Source organism: Pseudomonas sp. AC463 (assembly GCF_979253585.1).
Genome location: NZ_CEEDDZ010000031.1, coordinates 1 through 20,574, shown reverse-complemented (window position 1 = coordinate 20,574; position 20,574 = coordinate 1). Strand labels below are relative to the sequence as shown.

At 64.4% G+C, this 20,574-nt stretch carries 8 protein-coding genes; 5 read left to right on the top strand and 3 right to left on the bottom strand.

The features are described 5' to 3' along the window. Both AC0IYH_RS27430 and AC0IYH_RS27425 read left to right on the top strand, forming a co-directional pair. A complete protein-coding gene (locus AC0IYH_RS27430; protein ID WP_471837191.1) occupies positions 1-12,882 on the top strand; it encodes a non-ribosomal peptide synthetase in 12,882 nt (4,293 codons plus the stop codon). 142 nt (positions 12,883-13,024) lie between these two features. Then, on the top strand, positions 13,025-13,990 hold the full coding sequence (locus AC0IYH_RS27425; RefSeq protein WP_471837189.1) for a carbohydrate binding domain-containing protein: 966 nt from the start codon (positions 13,025-13,027) through the stop codon (positions 13,988-13,990). 65 nt (positions 13,991-14,055) lie between these two features. Here AC0IYH_RS27425 and dsbG read toward each other — a convergent pair whose 3' ends face one another. Genes dsbG through dsbD form a run of 3 tightly spaced genes read right to left on the bottom strand, consistent with a single transcriptional unit; the run spans position 14,056 to position 17,380 of the window. Further along, on the bottom strand, positions 14,056-14,817 hold the full coding sequence (dsbG, locus tag AC0IYH_RS27420) for a thiol:disulfide interchange protein DsbG (protein WP_116626238.1): 762 nt from the start codon (positions 14,815-14,817) through the stop codon (positions 14,056-14,058). Continuing rightward, positions 14,793-15,638, bottom strand: a complete 846-nt coding sequence (locus tag AC0IYH_RS27415) for a prolipoprotein diacylglyceryl transferase family protein (protein WP_471837188.1) — start codon at positions 15,636-15,638, stop codon at positions 14,793-14,795. Before AC0IYH_RS27415 ends, dsbG begins: the two co-directional genes overlap by 25 nt. Beyond that, on the bottom strand, positions 15,638-17,380 hold the full coding sequence (gene dsbD, locus AC0IYH_RS27410) for a protein-disulfide reductase DsbD (RefSeq protein WP_471837186.1): 1,743 nt from the start codon (positions 17,378-17,380) through the stop codon (positions 15,638-15,640). Before dsbD ends, AC0IYH_RS27415 begins: the two co-directional genes overlap by 1 nt. Positions 17,381-17,555: 175 nt before the next feature. Between dsbD and AC0IYH_RS27405 the strand changes: the two genes are divergently transcribed. From AC0IYH_RS27405 to AC0IYH_RS27395, 3 genes are all read left to right on the top strand, one after another. Beyond that, positions 17,556-18,248 (top strand): response regulator transcription factor, encoded by a 693-nt coding sequence (locus AC0IYH_RS27405; RefSeq protein ID WP_116626241.1) that lies wholly within the window; start codon positions 17,556-17,558, stop codon positions 18,246-18,248. Continuing rightward, positions 18,245-19,567: an ATP-binding protein gene (locus AC0IYH_RS27400; RefSeq protein ID WP_471837184.1), complete on the top strand. Its 1,323-nt coding sequence runs from the start codon at positions 18,245-18,247 to the stop codon at positions 19,565-19,567. Before AC0IYH_RS27405 ends, AC0IYH_RS27400 begins: the two co-directional genes overlap by 4 nt. 122 nt (positions 19,568-19,689) lie before the next feature. Next, entirely contained in the window at positions 19,690-20,466 is a 777-nt protein-coding gene (locus tag AC0IYH_RS27395) for an N-acetylmuramoyl-L-alanine amidase (protein ID WP_471837182.1), read from the top strand. Positions 20,467-20,574 lie beyond the last annotated feature (108 nt).

Here is a 20,574-nt window from a genome sequence, read left to right as displayed (position 1 = left end):
ATGATGGACGCCTTCGAACTTCCCCGCACCCTGGTCCAGTCCCTACAACGTCGCGCTGCGCAGACCCCGGACCAGGTGGCCCTGCGCTTCCTCGCCGAGTCGGCCGAGCACAACGTGGTGCTCAGCTACCGTGACCTCGACCAGCGCGCCCGCAGCATCGCCGCCGCCTTGCAGGCCAACGCAACGCTGGGTGATCGCGCGGTGCTGTTGTTCCCCAGTGGTCCGGATTACGTCGCGGCGTTTTTTGGTTGCCTGTACGCCGGGGTCATCGCGGTGCCGGCCTACCCGCCGGAGTCCACCAAGCGTCACCATCAGGAGCGCTTGCTGTCGATCATCAGCGACGCCGAGCCGCGCCTGCTGCTGACCATCGCCAGCCTCGCCGACGGCCTGGCGCAAATCGAAAACGCGCCGCCGGTGTTGAGCGTCGATACGCTGGAACACACGGGCGATTGGATCGCCCCCGACCTGCAGGCCGACGACATCGCCTTCCTGCAATACACCTCCGGCTCCACCGCGCTGCCCAAGGGCGTGCAGGTCAGCCACGGCAACCTGGTGGCCAACGAAGTGCTGATCCGTCGCGGCTTCGGCATCGACCTCAACCCTGACGACGTGATCGTCAGCTGGCTGCCGCTGTACCACGACATGGGCCTGATCGGCGGCCTGCTGCAACCGATCTTCAGTGGCGTGCCGTGCGTGTTGATGTCGCCGGCGTACTTCCTCGGTCGGCCATTGCGCTGGCTGGAAGCGATCAGCGAATACGGCGGCACCATCAGCGGCGGCCCGGATTTCGCCTATCGCCTGTGCAGTGAGCGGGTCAGTGAGTCGGCCCTCGAGCGCCTGGACTTGAGCCGGTGGCGCGTGGCCTATTCGGGTTCCGAACCGATCCGCCTCGACACCCTGGAACGCTTCGCCGAAAAGTTCGCGGCCTGCGGTTTCAGCTCGAACAATTTCTTCGCCTCCTACGGACTGGCCGAGGCGACCCTGTTTGTCGCCGGTGGCCGCCGTGGCCATGGCATCCCCGCGCTGCGCGTGGACGAACAGGCCCTGGCCGCCAACCGCGCCGAAGCCGGGCAGGGCAGTGCGATCATGAGTTGCGGCACCAGTCAGCCCGACCACGCGGTGCTGATCGCCGACCCGCAGACCTTGAGCGAACTGGCCGACAACCAGATCGGCGAACTCTGGGCCACCGGCCCGAGCATCGCCCACGGCTACTGGCGCAATCCCGAAGCCACGGCCAAGACCTTCGTGCAACACGCCGGCCGCACCTGGTTGCGCACTGGCGACCTGGGCTTTATTCGCGACGGCGAGGTGTACATCACCGGCCGCCTTAAAGACCTGCTGATCGTGCGCGGCCACAATTTGTACCCCCAGGACATCGAACAGACCATCGAGCGCGAAGTGGAAGTGGTGCGCAAGGGCCGGGTCGCGGCGTTTGCAGTGAATGACCAGGGCCTGGAAGGCATCGGAATTGCGGCGGAAATCAGCCGCAGCGTGCAGAAAATCCTGCCGCCCGAAGCGCTGATCAAAGCCATCCGCCAAGCCGTGGCCGAGGCCTGTCAAGAGGCACCGAGCGTGGTGGTGTTGCTCAACCCTGGCGCGTTGCCGAAGACTTCCAGCGGCAAGGTGCAGCGTGCAGCGTGCGCGATTCGCCACGCCGATGGCAGCCTCGATAGCTATGCGCAGTTCCCCGACCTGCAAGCGCAGGCGAGCGACGTGGCACTGGAGTCCGAGCTGCAACAGCAGATTGCCGCGATCTGGTGTGAGCAACTGCAAGTGGAATCCGTCGCTGGCGACGATCACTTTTTCCTGCTCGGCGGCAACTCGATCAGCGCCACCCAAGTGGTTGCGCGCCTGCGCGAAACCCTGGGCCTGGAGCTGAACCTGCGCCTGCTGTTCGAAGCGCCGACCCTGGCCGGCTTTGCTGCGAATGTCGCGCAATTGCAGCAGGACGGCGGCGTTGCCCAAGGCGTGATCCACGGCCTGTCGCGCGAGGATGAACTGCCGCAATCCCTGGCACAGAATCGCCTGTGGATCACCTGGCAACTGGACCCGCACAGCAGCGCCTACACCATCCCCGGCGCCTTGCGCCTGCGCGGCGAGCTGAGCGAAGACGCGGTGCGCGCCAGCTTCGAGCAATTGATCCAGCGCCACGAAGCCCTGCGCACGCGCTTTTATGAGCGCGACGGCCAGGCCTTCCAGCGTATTGATGCAACCACGGATTTCAACCTGCAAGTCATCGACCTCAGCGACCTGCCCGCTGCCGAGCGCGACGCCCGCGCGCAACAGATCCGCGAGGACGAAGCGCGCACCCAGTTCGACCTGGAAAACGGCCCGCTGCTGTGGGTGACCCTGGTGCGCCTGGACGATGAAGATCACCAGTTGCTGGTGACCCTGCACCACATCATCGCCGATGGCTGGTCGCTGAATATCCTGATCGACGAGTTCTCGCGCCTCTACGCTGCCGCGTCCCAAGGCCAGGCCCTGGCACTGCCACCGCTGGCCTTGCAATACGCCGACTACGGCAGCTGGCAGCGCCAATGGCTGGCCGAGGGCGAAGGCCAACGCCAGCTGGCGTACTGGAAAACGCAGTTGGGCGAGGAGCATCCAAGCCTGAACCTGGCCACCGACCACCCGCGCTCGGCGCAACGCAGCCACAGCGCGTCGCGCCATAGCGTGCGCTTGAACGCCAGCCTCAGCGAAGCTATCCGCCAGACTGCCCAGGCGCATGCATCCACGCCGTTCATGCTGTTGCTCGCGGCGTTCCAGACCTTGCTCTACCGCTACAGCGGCCAGCGCGATATCCGTATCGGCGTGCCGAATGCCAACCGCCCGCGCCAGGAAACCCAAGGCCTGGTCGGCTTCTTTATCAACACCCTGGTGTTGCGCGCCGAGCTGGACGCGCGCCTGCCGTTCGACGAACTGCTGGCCTCAACCCGCGAGCAAACCTTAGGCGCCCAGGCCCACCAGGACCTGCCGTTCGAGCAACTGCTGGAAGCCTTCCCGCAGGCGCGTGAACAGGGCCTGTTCCAGGTCATGTTCAACCACCAGCAACGCGACCTGAGTGCGCTGCGCCGTCTGCCGGGCATGCTCGCCGATGAGCTGCCGTGGCACAGCCGCGAAGCCAAGTTCGACCTTCAACTGCACAGCGAAGAAGACCGCAACGGGCGCCTGAGCCTGTCGTTCGACTACGCCGACGAGCTGTTCGACGGCGCAACCATCCAGCGCCTGGCCGAGCACTTCATCCACCTGCTGAGCGCCGTGTGCGAGCAACCGCAACACGCCATCGGCGACCTCAGGCTGATGCCGCAAGACGAACAGCAAGCGTGGAACACCGCGTCGTGCGCACCCGCCCAGCAATGGCTGCCCGAACTGCTCAACCTGCACACCTCGGACAACACCGCGCTGGTCTGGCAGGGCGGCAGCCTGACCTTCGCCCAACTGCACACCCAGGCCAACCGCCTGGCCCATTACCTGCGCGACAAAGGCGTCGGCCCGGACGTGTGCGTGGCCATCGCCGCCGAGCGTTCGCCGCAGCTGCTGATCGGCCTGCTGGCGATCATCAAGGCCGGCGGCGCCTATGTACCGCTGGACCCGGACTACCCCGCCGAGCGCCTGGCCTACATGCTCAAGGACAGCGGCGTGCACCTGCTGCTGACCCAGACCGCCTTGCTGGACCACGTGCCAAGCGCCGAAGGCGTGTGCGTGATTGCCATGGACAGCCTGCATCTGGACAGCTGGCCGACCCAGGCGCCGGGCCTGCACTTGAATGGCGACAACCTCGCCTACGTGATCTACACCTCCGGCTCCACCGGCCAGCCCAAAGGCGTGGGCAATACCCATGCGGCCCTGGCCGAGCGCTTGCAGTGGATGCAGGCCACTTATCAACTGAACGACACCGACGTGCTGATGCAAAAGGCGCCGATCAGTTTTGACGTGTCGGTGTGGGAATGCTTCTGGCCGCTCATTACCGGTTGCCGCCTGGTGCTGGCCGGCCCCGGCGAACATCGTGACCCGCACCGCATCGCGCAGTTGGTGCAGGAGCACGGCGTAACCACGCTGCACTTTGTACCGCCGCTGTTGCAGCTGTTTATCGATGAGCCGCTGGTGGCCGAATGCACCAGCCTGCGCCGCCTGTTCTCTGGCGGTGAAGCCTTGCCCGCCGAGTTGCGTAACCGCGTGTTGGCGCAGCTGCCGGCGGTGCACTTGCACAACCGGTATGGCCCGACCGAAACCGCGATCAACGTGACCCACTGGCATTGCACCGCCGAAGATGGCGAACGCTCGCCGATCGGCCGGCCGCTGGGCAATGTGATCTGCCGCGTGCTGGATGAGCAGCTCAATCCTGTGCCGCTGGGGGTGCCGGGCGAACTGTGCATCGGTGGTATCGGCCTGGCCCGCGGTTACCTCGGGCGTGCCGGGTTGACGGCCGAACGTTTTGTCGCCGATCACCAGGGCACACGCCTGTATCGCACCGGCGATCGTGCGCGCTGGAGCCGCGATGGCGTGCTCGAATACCTCGGCCGCCTCGACCAGCAGATCAAGCTGCGCGGCTTTCGCGTGGAACCCGAAGAAATTGAAGCGCGGTTGCTGGCGCTGGATGGCATCGCCCAGGCCGTGGTTGTGGTGCGTGATGCGCAGTTGATCGGTTACTACACCGCCCACACCGCGCTGGATGAACAGGACGTCAAAGCCGCGCTGGCCGCCGAGTTGCCCGAGTACATGGTGCCCGCGCTGTTGATGCGCCTGGACGCCATGCCCCTGAGCCCCAGCGGCAAACTCGACCGCCGCGCCTTGCCGGAACCGGTGTGGCAAACCCGTGAACATGTTGAACCTGAATCGCCCCTGCAACAGCAGATCGCGGCGATCTGGCGCGAGGTGCTGGGCCTGCCCCGTATCGGCCTGCACGATGACTTTTTCGCCCTCGGCGGCCACTCGTTGCTGGCCACGCAAATCATCTCGCGCACCCGCCAGGCCTGCGACGTCGAGCTGCCGTTGCGCACCTTGTTTGAAGCCAGTGAGTTGGGCGCGTTTGCCGAGCAAGTGGGGCTGATCCAGGCGTCGGGCCAGCGCAACCAGCAAACCGCGATTGCCAAGGTCGACCGCAGCCAACCGGTGCCGCTGTCGTATTCCCAGCAGCGCATGTGGTTCCTGTGGCAGATGGAGCCGGACAGCCCGGCCTACAACGTCGGCGGCATGGCGCGCCTGCGTGGTGTGCTGGATGTGGGGCGTTTCGAGGCGGCGTTGCAGGCCTTGATCATGCGTCACGAAACCCTGCGCACCACCTTCCCGAGTGTCGACGGCGTGGCCTGTCAGAAGGTCTCGGCACAGACCGGCCTGCGCATGGACTGGCAGGACATTTCGGCGCTGAACGAAACCGAGCGCCAGCAACGCTTGCAGCAACTGGCCGATCACGAAGCCCACACCCCGTTCAACCTGGAAACCGGGCCGTTGCTGCGCGCCTGCCTGGTCAAGGCCGGCGAGCAGGAACACTACCTGGTACTGACCCTGCACCACATCGTCACCGAAGGCTGGGCCATGGACATTTTTGCCCGTGAACTCAGCGCGCTCTACGAGGCCTTTATCGACGAACGCCTGTCGCCATTGGCGCCGTTGCCGGTGCAATACCTGGATTACAGCGTGTGGCAGCGCCAGTGGCTGGAAGGCGGCGAACGCCAGCGCCAACTGGACTACTGGACCGCGCAGCTGGGCAACGAACACCCGCTGCTTGAGCTGCCCGGCGACCGCCCTCGACCACCGGTGCAAAGCCACCAGGGCGAGCTGTACCGCTTCGATCTGAGCGATGACCTGGCCGCCCGCGTGCGAGCGTTTAATGCCGAGCGGGGCCTGACCCTGTTCATGACCATGACCGCCACCCTCGCGGTGTTGCTCTACCGCTACAGCGGCCAGACCGACCTGCGCATCGGCGCGCCGGTGGCCAACCGCATCCGCCCGGAAAGCGAAGGGCTGATCGGCGCGTTCCTCAACACCCAGGTGCTGCGTTGCCAGCTCAATGGGCAGATGAATGTGGCGCAGTTGTTCGAGCAAGTGCGCCATACCGTGATCGAGGGCCAGTCCCACCAGGACCTGCCGTTCGATCATTTGGTGGAAGCCCTGCAACCGCCGCGCAGCGCGGCCTACAACCCGCTGTTCCAGGTGATGTGCAACGTGCAGCGCTGGGAGTTCCAGCAAAGCCGCCAACTGGCCGGCATGACCGTCGAGTACCTGGCCAACGATGCCCGCGCGACCAAGTTCGATCTCAACCTGGAAGTCACCGACCTCGACCATCGCCTGGGTTGCTGCCTGACCTACAGCACCGACCTGTTCGACGAACCACGCATCGCGCGCATGGCCGAACATTGGCGCAACCTGCTCGAAGCGTTGATCGCCAACCCGCAGCAGCGCCTCAGCGAATTGCCGTTGCTCACGGCTACCGAGCAACGCGCACTGCAGGACAGCCTGGGTGTAGAGGCCGGTGAGCATCGCCTCGACCAGTGCATCCATCAGCTGTTCAGCCAGCAGGCGCTCAAGCGTGGCGACGCACCGGCGCTGACCTTTGCCGGTGAAACACTCACCTACGCCGAACTCGACGCCCGCGCCAACCGCCTGGCCTGGATGCTGCGCGAGCGTGGCGTCGGTCCGCAGGTGCGGGTGGGCCTGGCATTGCCGCGTTCGCTGGAGATGGTCATCGGCCTGCTGGCGATCCTCAAGGCCGGCGGCGCCTATGTGCCGCTGGACCCGGAATACCCGCTGGACCGCCTGCACTACATGATCGAAGACAGCGGCATCGGCCTGCTGCTCAGTGACGCGGCGATGTTTGAAGCCCTCGGCGAATTGCCGGCGACGGTGGCGTGCTGGTGCCTGGAAGATGACTCACCGATGCTGGATAGCTACCCGGCCGGCGAGTTGCCGTTTATCAGCCTGGCGCAGCATCAGGCCTACCTGATCTACACCTCCGGCTCCACCGGCAAACCCAAAGGCGTGGTGGTGTCCCACGGTGAAATCGCCATGCATTGCCAGGCGGTGATCGAGCGTTTCGGCATGCGCGCGGACGACTGCGAGCTGCACTTTTATTCGATCAACTTCGACGCCGCCACCGAGCGTTTGCTGGTGCCGTTGCTCAGCGGTGCGCAGGTGGTATTGCGCGCCCAGGGCCAGTGGGACGCCGAGGAAATCTGCGGGCTGATCCGCACCCATCGCATCAATATCCTCGGCTTTACCCCCAGCTACGGCAGCCAGTTGGCGCAATGGCTGGCGACCCAACAGCAGACCCTGCCGGTGCGCATGTGCATCACCGGCGGTGAAGCGCTGACCGGCGAACATTTGCAGCGCATCCGCGCGGCGTTCACGCCCGAGGTGTTTTTCAACGCCTACGGCCCGACTGAAACCGTGGTGATGCCGCTGGCCAGCCTGGCGCCGCAGCACCTGGAGGAGGGCGCCGGCAGCGTGCCGATCGGCAGCATCATCGGCGCCCGTGTGGCCTATATTCTCGACGCCGACCTGGCCCTGGTGCCGCAAGGCGCGACGGGTGAACTGTACGTCGGCGGCGCTGGCCTGGCCCAGGGTTACCATGCGCGGCCGGGCATGACCGCCGAGCGCTTTGTCGCCGATCCCTTTGCCACAAACGGCGGGCGCCTGTACCGCACCGGCGACCTGGTGCGCCAACGCGCCGATGGTCTGGTGGAGTACCTGGGCCGCATCGACCATCAAGTGAAGATTCGTGGTTTCCGCATCGAGCTGGGGGAAATCGAAACCCGCCTGCTGGAGCATGCAGCTGTGCGTGAGGCGGTGGTGCTGGCGCTGGATTCGCCCAGCGGCAAACAGCTGGTGGCGTACCTGGTCAGCGATGCCGAGCACGGCACATTGCGTGACGCGCTGAAGGCGCATCTCAAGGCACAACTGCCGGACTATATGGTGCCTGCGCACCTGATCGTACTCGACAGTATGCCGCTGACCGCCAACGGCAAACTCGACCGCCGCGCCTTGCCGCAACCCGACCCCGAGGCCAATCGCCAACAGTACGTGGCGCCGCGCAATGAGCTGGAGCAGACCCTCGCGGCGATCTGGTGCGCGGTGCTCAACGTGCAACAGGTCGGCCTTGACGATAACTTCTTTGAACTGGGCGGCGACTCGATCCTGTCGATCCAGGTGGTCAGCCGGGCACGCCAGGCGGGGATTCATTTCAGCCCGCGGGACCTGTTCCAGCACCAGACCGTGCAAACCCTGGCCGCCGTCGCCACGCGCTCCGAGCAAGTCACGGCGGAGCAGGGCGTGCTCACCGGCAGCTCGGGGCTCACGCCGATCCAGTATTGGTTCTTCGACACCGACATCCCGAACCGCAAGCACTGGAACCAGGCCTTGGTGCTCAAACCCTTGCAACTGCTGGAACCCCACCGCCTGGAGCAAGCACTGCTGGCGGTACTGGAGCACCACGACGCCCTGCGCCTGAGCTTCACCCGGCGCGATGCGCAATGGCATGCCGAGCACTTGGCCGTGCCCCAAGGCGGGGTGCTGATGCAGGCGCAGGTGCGCGACATGCAACAGTGCACCGCCTTGTTCACCGACACCCAGCGCAGCCTCGATCTGCAACACGGTCCGCTGCTGCGTGCCTTGCTGGTAGACGGCCCGCAGGGCCAGCAGCGCCTGCTGATCGCGATCCATCACCTGGTGGTGGACGGCGTGTCGTGGCGCGTGTTGCTTGAAGACCTGCAAAGCGTTTATCGCCAGCTCAGCGACGGCCAGTCCGTCAGCCTGCCGGCCAAGACCAGCGCCTTGCGTGATTGGGCTGCGCGCTTGCAGGCGTATGCCGGCAGCGAATCGCTGCGCGAAGAGTTGAGCGTTTGGCAAGACCAACTGGCCGGCCCGGCGGTTGAGTTGCCGGTGGATCGCGCTCAGGGTTCGCTGCGCAACCGCGATGCCGACACCGTCAGCGTGCGCCTGGATGCCGAACACACCCGCCAGTTGCTGCAACAGGCGCCAAGCGCCTACCGCACCCAGGTCAACGACCTGCTGCTGACCGCCCTGGCCCGGGTGTTGTGCCGCTTGAGCGGGCATGCCTCGGCGCTGATCCAGCTGGAAGGGCATGGCCGCGAAACCCTGTTCGATGACCTTGACCTGACCCGCAGCGTCGGCTGGTTTACCAGTGCTTATCCATTGCGTCTGACCCCGCAAGCCAGCCAGGGCGACTCGATCAAGGCGATCAAGGAGCAACTGCGCGGCGTGCCGCACAAAGGTCTCGGTTATGGCGTGCTGCGCTACCTGGCCGATGACCTGTGCAAGCACACCATGGCCGCACTGCCGACGGCGGCGATCACCTTCAACTACCTCGGCCAGTTCGACCAGAGCTTCGGCACCGATGCGCTGTTCCATCCGCTGGATGAGTCCGCCGGCCTGGCCCATGACCCGGACGCGCCGCTGCCCAACGAACTGAGTGTGGACAGCCAGGTGTACGGCGGTGAACTGGTGCTGCGCTGGACCTTCAGCCGCGAACGCCACGACCAGCAAACCATCCAGGATCTTGCGAACGCCTACCTGGCCGAGCTGCACAGCCTGGTCGCGCATTGCCTGCAGGACGACGCGGGCGGCCTGACGCCGTCCGATTTCCCCCTGGCGCGCCTGACCCAGCCACAGCTGGACAGCCTGCCGGTGCCGGCCAGCGCCATCGAAGATGTGTACCCGCTGACCCCGATGCAGGAAGGCCTGTTGCTGCACACCCTGCTGGAGCCGGGCACCGGCCTCTACTACATGCAGGACCGCTACCGCATCAACAGCGCCCTCGACCCCGAGCGTTTCGCCCAGGCCTGGCAGGCGGTGATCGCCCGTCACGAAGCCTTGCGCGCCTCGTTCTGCTGGAACGTCGGCGAAGACATGCTGCAAGTGATTCATAAACCGGGCAGCACGCCGATTGAGTACCTGGACTGGAGTAACGACGACGAGGCCGAGCAAGAGCCGCGCCTGCAAGCGCTGCTCAAGGCCGAGCGCGAAGCCGGTTTCGATCTGCTTAACCAGGCGCCGTTCCACCTGCGCCTGATCCGCGTGGGCGAGGCGCGCTACTGGTTCATGATGAGCAACCACCACATCCTTATCGATGCCTGGTGCCGTTCGCTGCTGATGAATGATTTCTTCGAGATCTACATGGCCCTGGGCGAGGGCGTTGAGGCGCAACTGGCCACGCCGCCGCGTTATCGCGACTACATCGCCTGGCTGCAACGCCAGAACCTCAACGAGGCGCGCCAGTGGTGGCAGCAGAACCTGCAAGGGTTCGAGCGCACCACGCCGATCCCGAGCGACCGGCCGTTCCTGCGCGAACACGCCGGGCACAGCGGCGGCATGGTGGTGGGCGACTGCTACACCCGTCTCGACGCCCGCGACGGGGCGCAACTGCGTGAACTGGCCCAGGCCCATCAGCTGACCGTCAACACCTTCGCCCAGGCCGCATGGGCCCTGGTGCTGCGGCGCTTGAGCGGCGAGCGTGACGTGCTGTTCGGCGTCACCGTGGCCGGGCGCCCGGTGGAGATGCCGGAGATGCAACGCACCGTCGGCCTGTTTATCAACAGCATCGCGCTGCGGGTAAAACTGCCCGAGGACGACCAGCCTTGCAGCGTGCGCCAGTGGCTGAGCGGCCTGCTCGACAGCAATATGCAATTGCGCGAGTACGAATACCTGCCGCTGGTGACCATTCAGGAACACAGCGAGTTGCCCAAGGGCCAGCCGCTGTTCGACAGCCTGTTCGTGTTCGAAAACGCCCCGGTGGAAACCTCAGTGCTCGACCGCGCGCAAAGCCTGAATGCCACCTCGGACTCCGGCCGCACCCACACCAACTTCCCGCTGACCGCCGTGTGCTACCCGGGCGATGACCTGGGGCTGCACCTGTCCTACGACCAGCGTTACTTCGACGAAACCACCGTGCAAGGCATGCTTGGCGAGTTCAAGCGCCTGCTGCTGGCGCTGGTGCAGGGCTTCCATGGCGACATGGCCGACCTGCCGCTGATCGGCGAACAGGAGCGCGAATTCCTGGTTGAAGGCTGCAACCAGAGCGAGCACACCTACCCGCTGGAGCGCAGCTATATCGAGTTGTTCGAAGCGCAGGTGAGCGCGCATCCGCAGCGCATCGCCGCCAGTTGCCTGGATGAACAATGGAGCTACGACGAGCTGAACCGGCGCAGTAACGGCCTGGGCCATGCGCTGATCGCAGCCGGTGTGGGCCTGGACCAGCCGGTGGCGCTGCTGGGCGAGCGTAACCTCGACCTGCTCGGCATGATCATCGGCAGCTTCAAGGCCGGCGCCGGTTACCTGCCGCTGGACCCGGGCCTGCCGAGTCAGCGCCTGAGCCGCATCATCGACCTGAGCCGCACGCCGTTGCTGGTGTGCACCGAGGCGTGCCGCGAGCAGGCGATTGCCCTGCTGGACGGCACCGACTGCCAGTTGCTGGTCTGGGAAGAAGTGCCGAGCCGTGGGGAAAACCCGGGTGTCTACAGCGGCCCGGACAACCTCGCCTACGTGATCTACACCTCGGGCTCCACCGGCCTGCCCAAAGGCGTGATGGTGGAACAGCGCGGCATGCTCAATAACCAGTTGAGCAAGGTGCCGTACCTGGACCTGAGCGCGGCGGATGTGATCGCCCAGACCGCGTCGCAAAGCTTCGATATTTCTGTGTGGCAATTCCTCGCCGCGCCACTGTTCGGCGCGCGGGTGGATATTGTGCCGAACACCCTTGCCCATGATCCGCAGGGGCTGCTGGAGCATGTCCAGGCCCAGGGCATCAGCGTGCTGGAAAGCGTGCCGTCGCTGATCCAGGGCATGCTGGCCCAGGAGCGTATCAGCCTCGACGGCCTGCGCTGGATGCTGCCGACCGGTGAAGCGATGCCGCCGGAGCTGGCGCATCAGTGGTTGCAGCGTTACCCGCAGATTGGCCTGGTGAACGCCTATGGCCCGGCGGAATGCTCGGATGACGTGGCGTTCTTCCGCGTCGACCTGGCGTCGACCCGTGGTACTTACCTGCCGATTGGTACGCCGACCGACAACAACCGTTTGTACTTGCTCGATGGTGCGCTGGAGCTGGTGCCGCAAGGCGCCGTCGGTGAGTTGTGCGTGGCCGGTACGGGTGTGGGCCGCGGTTACGTCAGCGACCCGTTGCGTACAGCCGGAGTGTTCGTGCCCAACCCGTTCGGCGCAGCGGGCGAGCGTCTGTACCGTACCGGCGACTTGGCGCGCCGGCGCAGCGACGGCGTGTTGGAGTACGTCGGGCGTATCGATCATCAGGTGAAGATTCGCGGCTACCGCATCGAGTTGGGTGAAATCGAAGCGCGCTTGCACGAGCAACCCGAAGTGCGTGATGCGGCCGTGGGTGTGCAGGAAGGTGTGAACGGCAAGCATCTGGTGGGCTACCTGGTGGCGGCGGACGAAACACTCAGCCCAAGTGATCGCCTGGACCGCATCAAGCAACGCCTGCGCGCTGAGCTGCCGGAATACATGGTGCCGCTGCACTGGTTATGGCTGGATCGCCTGCCGCTCAACGCCAACGGCAAACTCGACCGCAAGGCCCTGCCGGAATTGGAGATCGGCCAGTTGCACAGCCAGGACTACCTGGCGCCGCGCAACGCACTGGAACACACCCTGGCCACGATCTGGGCCGAAGTGCTGAAAGTCGACAAGGTGGGCGTGCAGGACAACTTCTTCGAGCTGGGCGGGCATTCATTGCTGGCCACGCAGATTGCCTCGCGTGTGCAGAAAACCCTGCAACGTGATGTACCGCTGCGGGCGATGTTCGAATGCAGCACGGTGGCGGAGTTGGCCGAGTACATCGACGGGCTGGCAGCCAATGACATCAGCGCGGAGAAGGTGGACCGCTTGAGTGATCTGATGGCAGAGCTGGAGGGGCTTTGAGGGCGCTGTAACCATTGGTCGGGAAGCCGGATTTTTGGCACAAACCTGTCAACTTTGACAGTAGCCAGGTCCTGCCGCCCGGGCATTGAATAACTCCAGTGTTGTGGCTGATTTCTATCTACCTTGCACCGGAGACTTTACCGTGGCCAAAACGACCTCTTCGAGCGGTTCCGTATCACCTGACGTCAACCCCGGGGAGCTGGACCACCCCGGGGTCACCCGCACGGTTACCGTCAGACGTACCGTTACCCGGGTGTGTGAGGTGATCACTGACCTGAACTTCAACGTCCCTGCGCAGTTGCCCACGCCGAAAGTGCGTGAGGCAAAGAGCGGCGTCCTGGATTTGCGTACCTTTGCGGGAGACGCCACGGTCATTGTAAAAAAATGGGCGTTCATGGAAGCCCGGCACAACGTTTGGCTGGATTGCAAGGGCACCCTCAAGGACGGGTCTGCCTACACATTCGCCTTGATTGCGAATAAATCGCTTACCGCTACCGACGTGAAAAATGGCCTGTCGCGAGCAATTTCCCGTAAGGAACTGGAGAAATTCCCCGACCACGCCACGTTGACCTTTGAACTCAAGACCCGTGTGGATGCGTGCGGTGAAAACGGCCCGCTGGTTGTGTGCCCCGCGTTGAAGGTGACGCTGCGCAAACCTTATCGCGACCTGACCGACTTCAACGACCAGACGTTGGGCCGCTGGACCATTGGCTCGGGGGCGCCTGATCCGCGGGATATCACGATTGTATCCTTGGCCAAAGGCCCCGATGGTAAAGCCGGTTATTCGGCAAGGGATTACTCCTTCTCGCAGAGAAACGCAGGGCCGATTCTGCAGCGGGTATTCGATGACCTCTACAGCGGCGACACCTATCGATTTTCCGTCAAGGTCCGGCGCGATGGCGATCTCTACGAGACGCCAAAGTTGACGCTGCGTCAGGACTCGGTGGATAAAACGCCGGTGCTGAACGTCGTGGGGGTTGACTGGCATACCCTGAGCTTCACCTTTGTGGCGGGCGCGGCCCCGGTCCTGCTGGACCTCTGCAGCCATGAAACATCAGGGAATGGTAACGATTGGTACATGGATGATTTCCTGGTGGAAAGCGTTTGACCCGACCCCTGAATAAAAACGCCCGCGTTCAGGCGGGCGTTCTTGTTCGAGCGTAAAAGGGCGGGTTACTTCGGCCCCAGGATCTTCACCAGCTTCTCCGGCGACGGCGCGCCTTGCTGTTGCTGCAAGCCGCCCTTGTCGTCCAGATAGAAAATCGCCGGCGTCGCCGACAACTCCAGCTCATCCATCAGCTTCATATTGGCGTCGAGCTTGGCCTCGATATCGGCCGGGATCTTGTCCAGCGCCTGCAACTTGCTGGCCTTGCCGGCGGCTTCGTGTTCTTCCAGGGCTTTTTGCGGGTCTTTGGCGGCGAACAGCGCGGCGGACTTGCCCGGGCTGTCTTCGCGGATGATTCCCACCATGATGTGGCGCAGTTGCACCTTGCCGGCCTTCACCCACGGCCGCGCCTGTTCCCAGAACATGTTGCAGTACGGGCAGTTGGGGTCACTGAACAGGTAGACAGTACGCGGCGCGTTTTTATCGCCGTCCTGGATCCAGCTGCTGTTTTCCATCTTGGCCCAGACTTGCTTGGCCATCGGCGCGTACACCAGTTTTTCCAGGGGCGCGCTGCTCAGGTCGTTGCCTTGGGCGTCGTACAGGTTGCCGGCGAGTACGCTTTTGCCGTCGGCGGTCAGGTACAGGGCCATGCCACGGTTCTGGTATTGGGCGGCATAGCCGGTGAGGCCGCTGGGGGCGTCGAATTTGCCGAGGATCTTGGCACCCTTGGCCTCGATCTGCTTGATCGGTGCCGGCCAGTCTTCGGCCTGGGCCAGGGTAGCCGCGAGCGTCAGCGGCAGCAGGGTCAGCAGGTGGCGGAGGCTTGGCATGTCGGTTTCCTTGCAGGGGCGGTGTCGAAGGGTTCCATGGCGCGCGCCAGGCTTGCTTGGGACAGTTCGCCCAGGTGGCTGTTGATCAGGCGCCCGTCGGCTTGGTAGAACAGTGTGGTCGGCAGGGCCATGGAGCCTACGGCCTGGCCGAGGCGGCCACTGGCGTCGAACAGTACGTTATCGAGGGTCAGGCCCTGGGTGGCCAGGAAGGTGCTGACGCTTTGCATGCTTTCAGCCTGGTTGACGAACAGGAAGGTCACGTCGGGCCGTTGGTGCTGCGCGCGCTCCAGCACCGGCATTTCGCGCCGGCACGGTGGGCACCAGGTGGCCCAGAGGTTGATCACCAGCGGGCCGCCCTTGTAGTCGGCCAATTGCACCATCTCGCCATTGGCGTTGCGCAAGCTGATGTCCGGCAATTGTGAGCCCTTGTCGTACAGGCTCAGGGACACGCTGGTCAGGCCCCAGAACACCAGCCCGGTGATCACCCCGGCACTCAGTGGTTTGCGCAGGGCAGGGCGGCGCCAGCCGTAGGCCAGCGCGCCGAGCACCAGCGCGATCACGCCGGGCCAGGCGAGGAAGCCGCCGTCACGCAGGTCGACCATCTGCAGCGGGTCGTGGCTGTACTCGTTCCAATACATCAATACAAAGCTGATGCGCGCCACCAGCATGCCGAGCAGGAACAGGCTGAACAGCACCGATTCCGGGTTCTCACCGCCACGCTTGGCCACCCGCCAACCCACCAGGGTGGCGAGAATCAGCGCGCTGATCAGCAGGATGTGATTCAGGGCGATGGCGAACGTGCCGATGGTCAGGGTCAGCATCAGAGGGCTTCTCGGGTCTGATTCCAGCGTTGCAGGAAGGCCTCGGCATCCACCTCGCCGGTGATGCGTTGGGCGCGGCGTTCTTCACCGTTGGGGCCGATCCAGATAAACGTGGGTGGCCCGGGAATCTGGTAGCGTTCCAGCAGTTCACGGCTGGCAACATTGTCTGCCGTCACGTCGACCCGCAGCAGGCGCACGCCGTTCAGGGCGGCCATGACCTCGGGTTTGCCGAACACGGCTTTTTCCATGATCTTGCAGGACCGGCACCAATCGGCGTAGTAGTCCAGCAGTACCCATTGGCCCTGGGCCCTGGCTTCGTCGAGTTGACCTTGCAGGGCTGCCGGCGTGTTCACGTTAGTGAAGGCTTCGTGGGCGCTGGGTGCGCCTGCGCTGCGGGCACCGCTGTAGACTTTCAGCGGCTGCCACACGTCATCGCTGCCGCCCGCCGCGCCGATCACCAATGCGCCACCCCAGAGGCCCAGCAGCAGGGAGCCGGCGCCAACCAGCATGGCCGCACGACCGGTGTCGCGGGCCACCCGCCAGCCGCAGTAGCCGACCAATACCGCCAACGCGCCCCAGGCGCCGACCCACAGGGCATCGCCGAGCAGGGGTTGGATCAACACCAGTGCAGTGCCCAGGAACAGGAAACCGAAGACGCCCTTGAGCAGGTTCATCCAGGTGCCGGACTTGGGCAACACGCTGTTACCGACGGTCACCAGCAGCAGCAGCGGCACGCCAATGCCGATGCCCAGGGCAAACAAGGCGAGGCCACCGAAGAGCACATCACCGGTCTGGGCGATGTACAGCAGCAGGCCGGCCAGTGGTGCGGTCATGCACGGGCCCACCAGCAGGCCGGACAGCGCGCCGAGGACCCCGGCCCCCACCAGGCTGCCACCGCTTTGCTGGCGGCTGAGGTTATCCAGACGGTCGCGCAGGAACGCCGGCAGTTGTAGCTCGAAGAAGCCGAACATCGGCAATGACAGCAGGATAAACAGCGCGGCGAAAGAACCGAGAATCCAGGGTTGCTGCAGCCACGCCTGCAAGTTGCCACCCAGCAAGGCAGCCGCCACGCCCAACGCGGCGTACACCAGCGCCATACTCACCACATAGCTGCCGGCGAGGGCAAAGCCTCGGCGTGGGCTTGCGCCGCTGCCGACCACCAGGCCGGCGAGAATGGGTAGCATGGGCAATGAGCAGGGCAGGAAGGCCAGCAACAGGCCCAGGCCGAACATGGCCAACAGGCTCCAGAACAGGTTGCTTTCGCCGAGGAATTTCGCGAGTTGCTGGTCGTCGGCCGCTCCGGCGGCGGCAGCGGTTGGCGTGGGGGCGACGGATGGCCCGCCCAGGTCCACGGTGATCGACTGCGGCGGGTAGCACAGGCCTGCATCGGCGCAGCCCTGCCAGCCCAGCTTGACCTGGCCGGTGGTGCCGGCGGGGATCTTCACTTCCAGGCCCTGGCGATACACCTCCTGGTCGCCGAAGAACTCGTCGCTATGGGCCTCGCCCTTGGGCAGCGGCGGTTTTTCGGCGAGACCGTCGAACTTCATGCGTTGCTGGTACAGGTAATAACCGTCGGCAATCTGCCAATACAACTGGGTTTCGCCGGATTCCAGGCGCTCGGAGGTAAAGGTGAAGGCTTTACCTACCGGGAGGAAATCGGGTTTGGTCTCAAAAGGGTTGCCAGGCGCGGCCTGGGCCAATCCCGCGAACATTACCAGTAGAAAGGTAAACAGATGCCGCATGGTCAAGCCTTAGTTCGATGCAAGTAGGCACACAATGTGTGGCGATGATTAACCGATGATTAACCAGGCGCTATTCTAAAGTGAAGGGGAGGCCCGAGCGCGCCTCTTTTCACGGCATAATCTGCGCTTAATCCGCGCCACCTTTAATCCCCCCATCTTTCATGAAGGGTTCACCATGCACGTACTGGTCTGTGAAGACGACGAACTGATCGCCAGCGGCATCGTAGCCGGTCTTGGCGCACAGGGCTTTACCGTCGAGCGCGTGGCCACGGCCGCTGCCGCCCGGGCGATGCTCAAGGCGGCCACGTTCGACATCATGGTGCTCGACCTTGGCTTGCCCGATGAGGACGGTCTCAAGTTGTTACAGCAGCAGCGCAGCCAGGGCCTGGAAATTCCGGTGCTGATCCTGACCGCACGCGATTCGGTAACCAACCGCGTCGACGGCCTGCAAGCCGGTGCCGACGATTACCTGCTCAAGCCGTTCGACCTGCGTGAACTCGCCGCGCGCCTGCAAACCCTGCTGCGCCGGGTGGCGGGGCGCCGCGTGAACCTGATCGAACATGGCCGCCTGGCCTACGACCCGAGCAGTCGCGAAACCTTCCTTGGCGGCGAGCCGGTCGACCTCTCGCGACGTGAGCAGGCGCTGTTGCAGGCCTTGCTGCATAACAAGGGTCGCGTGTTGTCCAGCGAGCAGCTCAAGGACAGCGTCTACGGCTTCAACGATGAACTGGAAAGCAACGCGCTCAACGTGCATATCCACCACCTGCGGCGCAAATTGGGCAACGGCATCGTCGAAACCGTGCGCGGCCTGGGCTATCGCCTGGGCACGGCGGACGCTGGCCCGGATGCTGGAGAAAACGCTTCGTGAAAAGCCTGCGCCTGCGCCTGACGTTCAAGCTGGGCGCCGCTTTTGTGTTGATCTGGGCCCTGGCGGCGGCCTGGATGCTCAACGACCTGCGCAAGCAGATGATGTTTTCCCTCGACCAGCGCCTGGTGGCGTCCGCGCGCATGGTGGCCGGGCTGACCGAGCAGATGCCGGGCCTGGCCAGCGTGAGTGGCGGCACGCAATTGCGCACCGACTCACTGAACGTGCCCGGCGGCATGGCCTGCCAGGTCAGCTCGCTACGCGGTGAAATCCTGGCGCGCAGCCACACCACCCCGGAAGAGGGGCTGGAGTCGCGCAAGAGCGGCTTTCGCGACCAGATGATCGACGGCGTGGGCTGGCGCAGTTTCACCCTGTCCCGTGGCGACCTGCTGATTACCACCGCCGACCGCCAGGTGGAGCGCGAGGCGTTGAACCTGTCGATCCTGTTGGCGGCCTCGGTACCGGTGGGCGTGGCCCTGCTGGGCTGCCTGTGGCTGCTGTGGCTGGGCATCGGCCAGAGCCTGCTGCCGCTCAACCGCATGCGTGACGCGCTGATGCGCCGCAGTGCCGACTCCCTCGAACCGTTGCAGATTCACCCGCTGCCCAGTGAACTCAAGCCGCTGCTCGACACCCAGAACCAATTGCTGCAGCGCATCGCCAAGACCATCGAGCGCGAACGCCGCCTCACCGGCGACGCCGCCCATGAACTGCGCAGCCCGCTGACGGCGATCAAGACCCACCTGCAAGTCGCACGCATGACCGAAGGCGCGGCGCGCGACCAGTCCCTGGCCCATGCCGAAGAGGGTGCCGACCGCCTGCACCGGACCCTGGAGCAGTTGCTGTTGTTGGCGCGGGTGGAAGGCAGCCTGTCGTTCGACGACGGCCTGCAATCGAGCGCCGAACAGGTCGCGCGGCTGGCGATCCAGGATGCAAATGCCGGCGATAACCAGCGCATCGACCTGATCCTCGCCGACAACCTCAGTGAAACTCCGGTGGAGATGCCGGTGGCCTTGGCCGTCGCGGCCTTGCGCAACCTGCTGGATAACGCGCTGCGCCACACCCCGGGTGATACCCGCGTGGAGCTGAGCGTATTCACCGCCGCCGACACCGTGGTGTTTCGCGTGCGTGACCACGGCAAGCAGATTTCTGCTGAAGACCTGCAATACCTCACCCAGCGCTTCTGGCGCAATGGCAGCAGCGAAGGCTGTGGCCTGGGGCTGGCGATCGTGCAGGCGATTGTGCAGCGCTGTTCCTGTTCGCTGAAATTCGACAGCCAGGCCGATGGCCTGCGTGTCGAACTGGGGATGCCGCTGCGGCGCTGAGCGTTTTTTTCATGTGCCAAATAGTTACCGCCCGCCTGGGGTTTATCCCTTCAGGATGGCGGTAATTTTTTTGTGCTTGAACGGGCTGAATGACTCGGCCTGTATTGAAAAGGACGGTTCTGATGTTGGTCATTGATACGAGTTTTCCTGCGCGGGATTTCAACGAGCGTAACGGCGAGCCGGTGCGCCAGGTGGTCCTGCATTACACCGCAGCGCCTTTCGCGTCCTCCCTGCGGACCCTGACGCAGAACGGCGTCAGCGCGCATTACCTGCTGCCTGATCCCGATGAACCTGGTTACCGCGCCGCCGGATATGACGAATTGCGTGTGTTTCGCCTGGTGAATGAGGACCAGCGCGCGTGGCATGCGGGGGCGAGCCATTGGGGCGGGCGGGATAACCTTAACAGTCGGGCGATTGGTATCGAGATCGTCAATCAGGCGCGGGATGACGCGGGTGTGTTTACCTTTCCTGCGTATGGGCAGGCGCAGGTGGAGGGGTTGATTGCGTTGGTTCGCGACGTTCTTGGGCGTTATCCGCTGATCGGGCCGGCAGACATTCTTGGGCATTCGGATGTGGCTTACTGGCGCAAGAGTGATCCTGGGCCTCGGTTGCCTTGGCGCGCTTTGCATGAGGCTGGGGTGGGGGCGTGGTTTGATGAGCCGACGCTGGCGATGTACCAGCGGCGGTTTTGTGTCGGGTTGCCGCCTGAGGTGGAGGTGGAGCGGGCGTTTCAGCGGTACGGGTATAAACCGGCGCAGAATCGTCGGGCGTTTGAGCTTAGGACTCGGGCGTTTCAGATGCACTTTCGGGCGCGGGATTATGGTGGGGTTTTGGATGCAGAGACGTGTGCGATTTTGTATGCGTTGAATGAGGGGTATCGGGGGGTGCGAGGGGGTTGAGTACATATCCGTTATTTGGGTAACGGCCGCCTATGGTTCCGCTCTTACAGCGGGTCACTTTTGGAAGGACCCAAAAGTAACCAAAAGGTCCTCGCCCCACCACTCGGT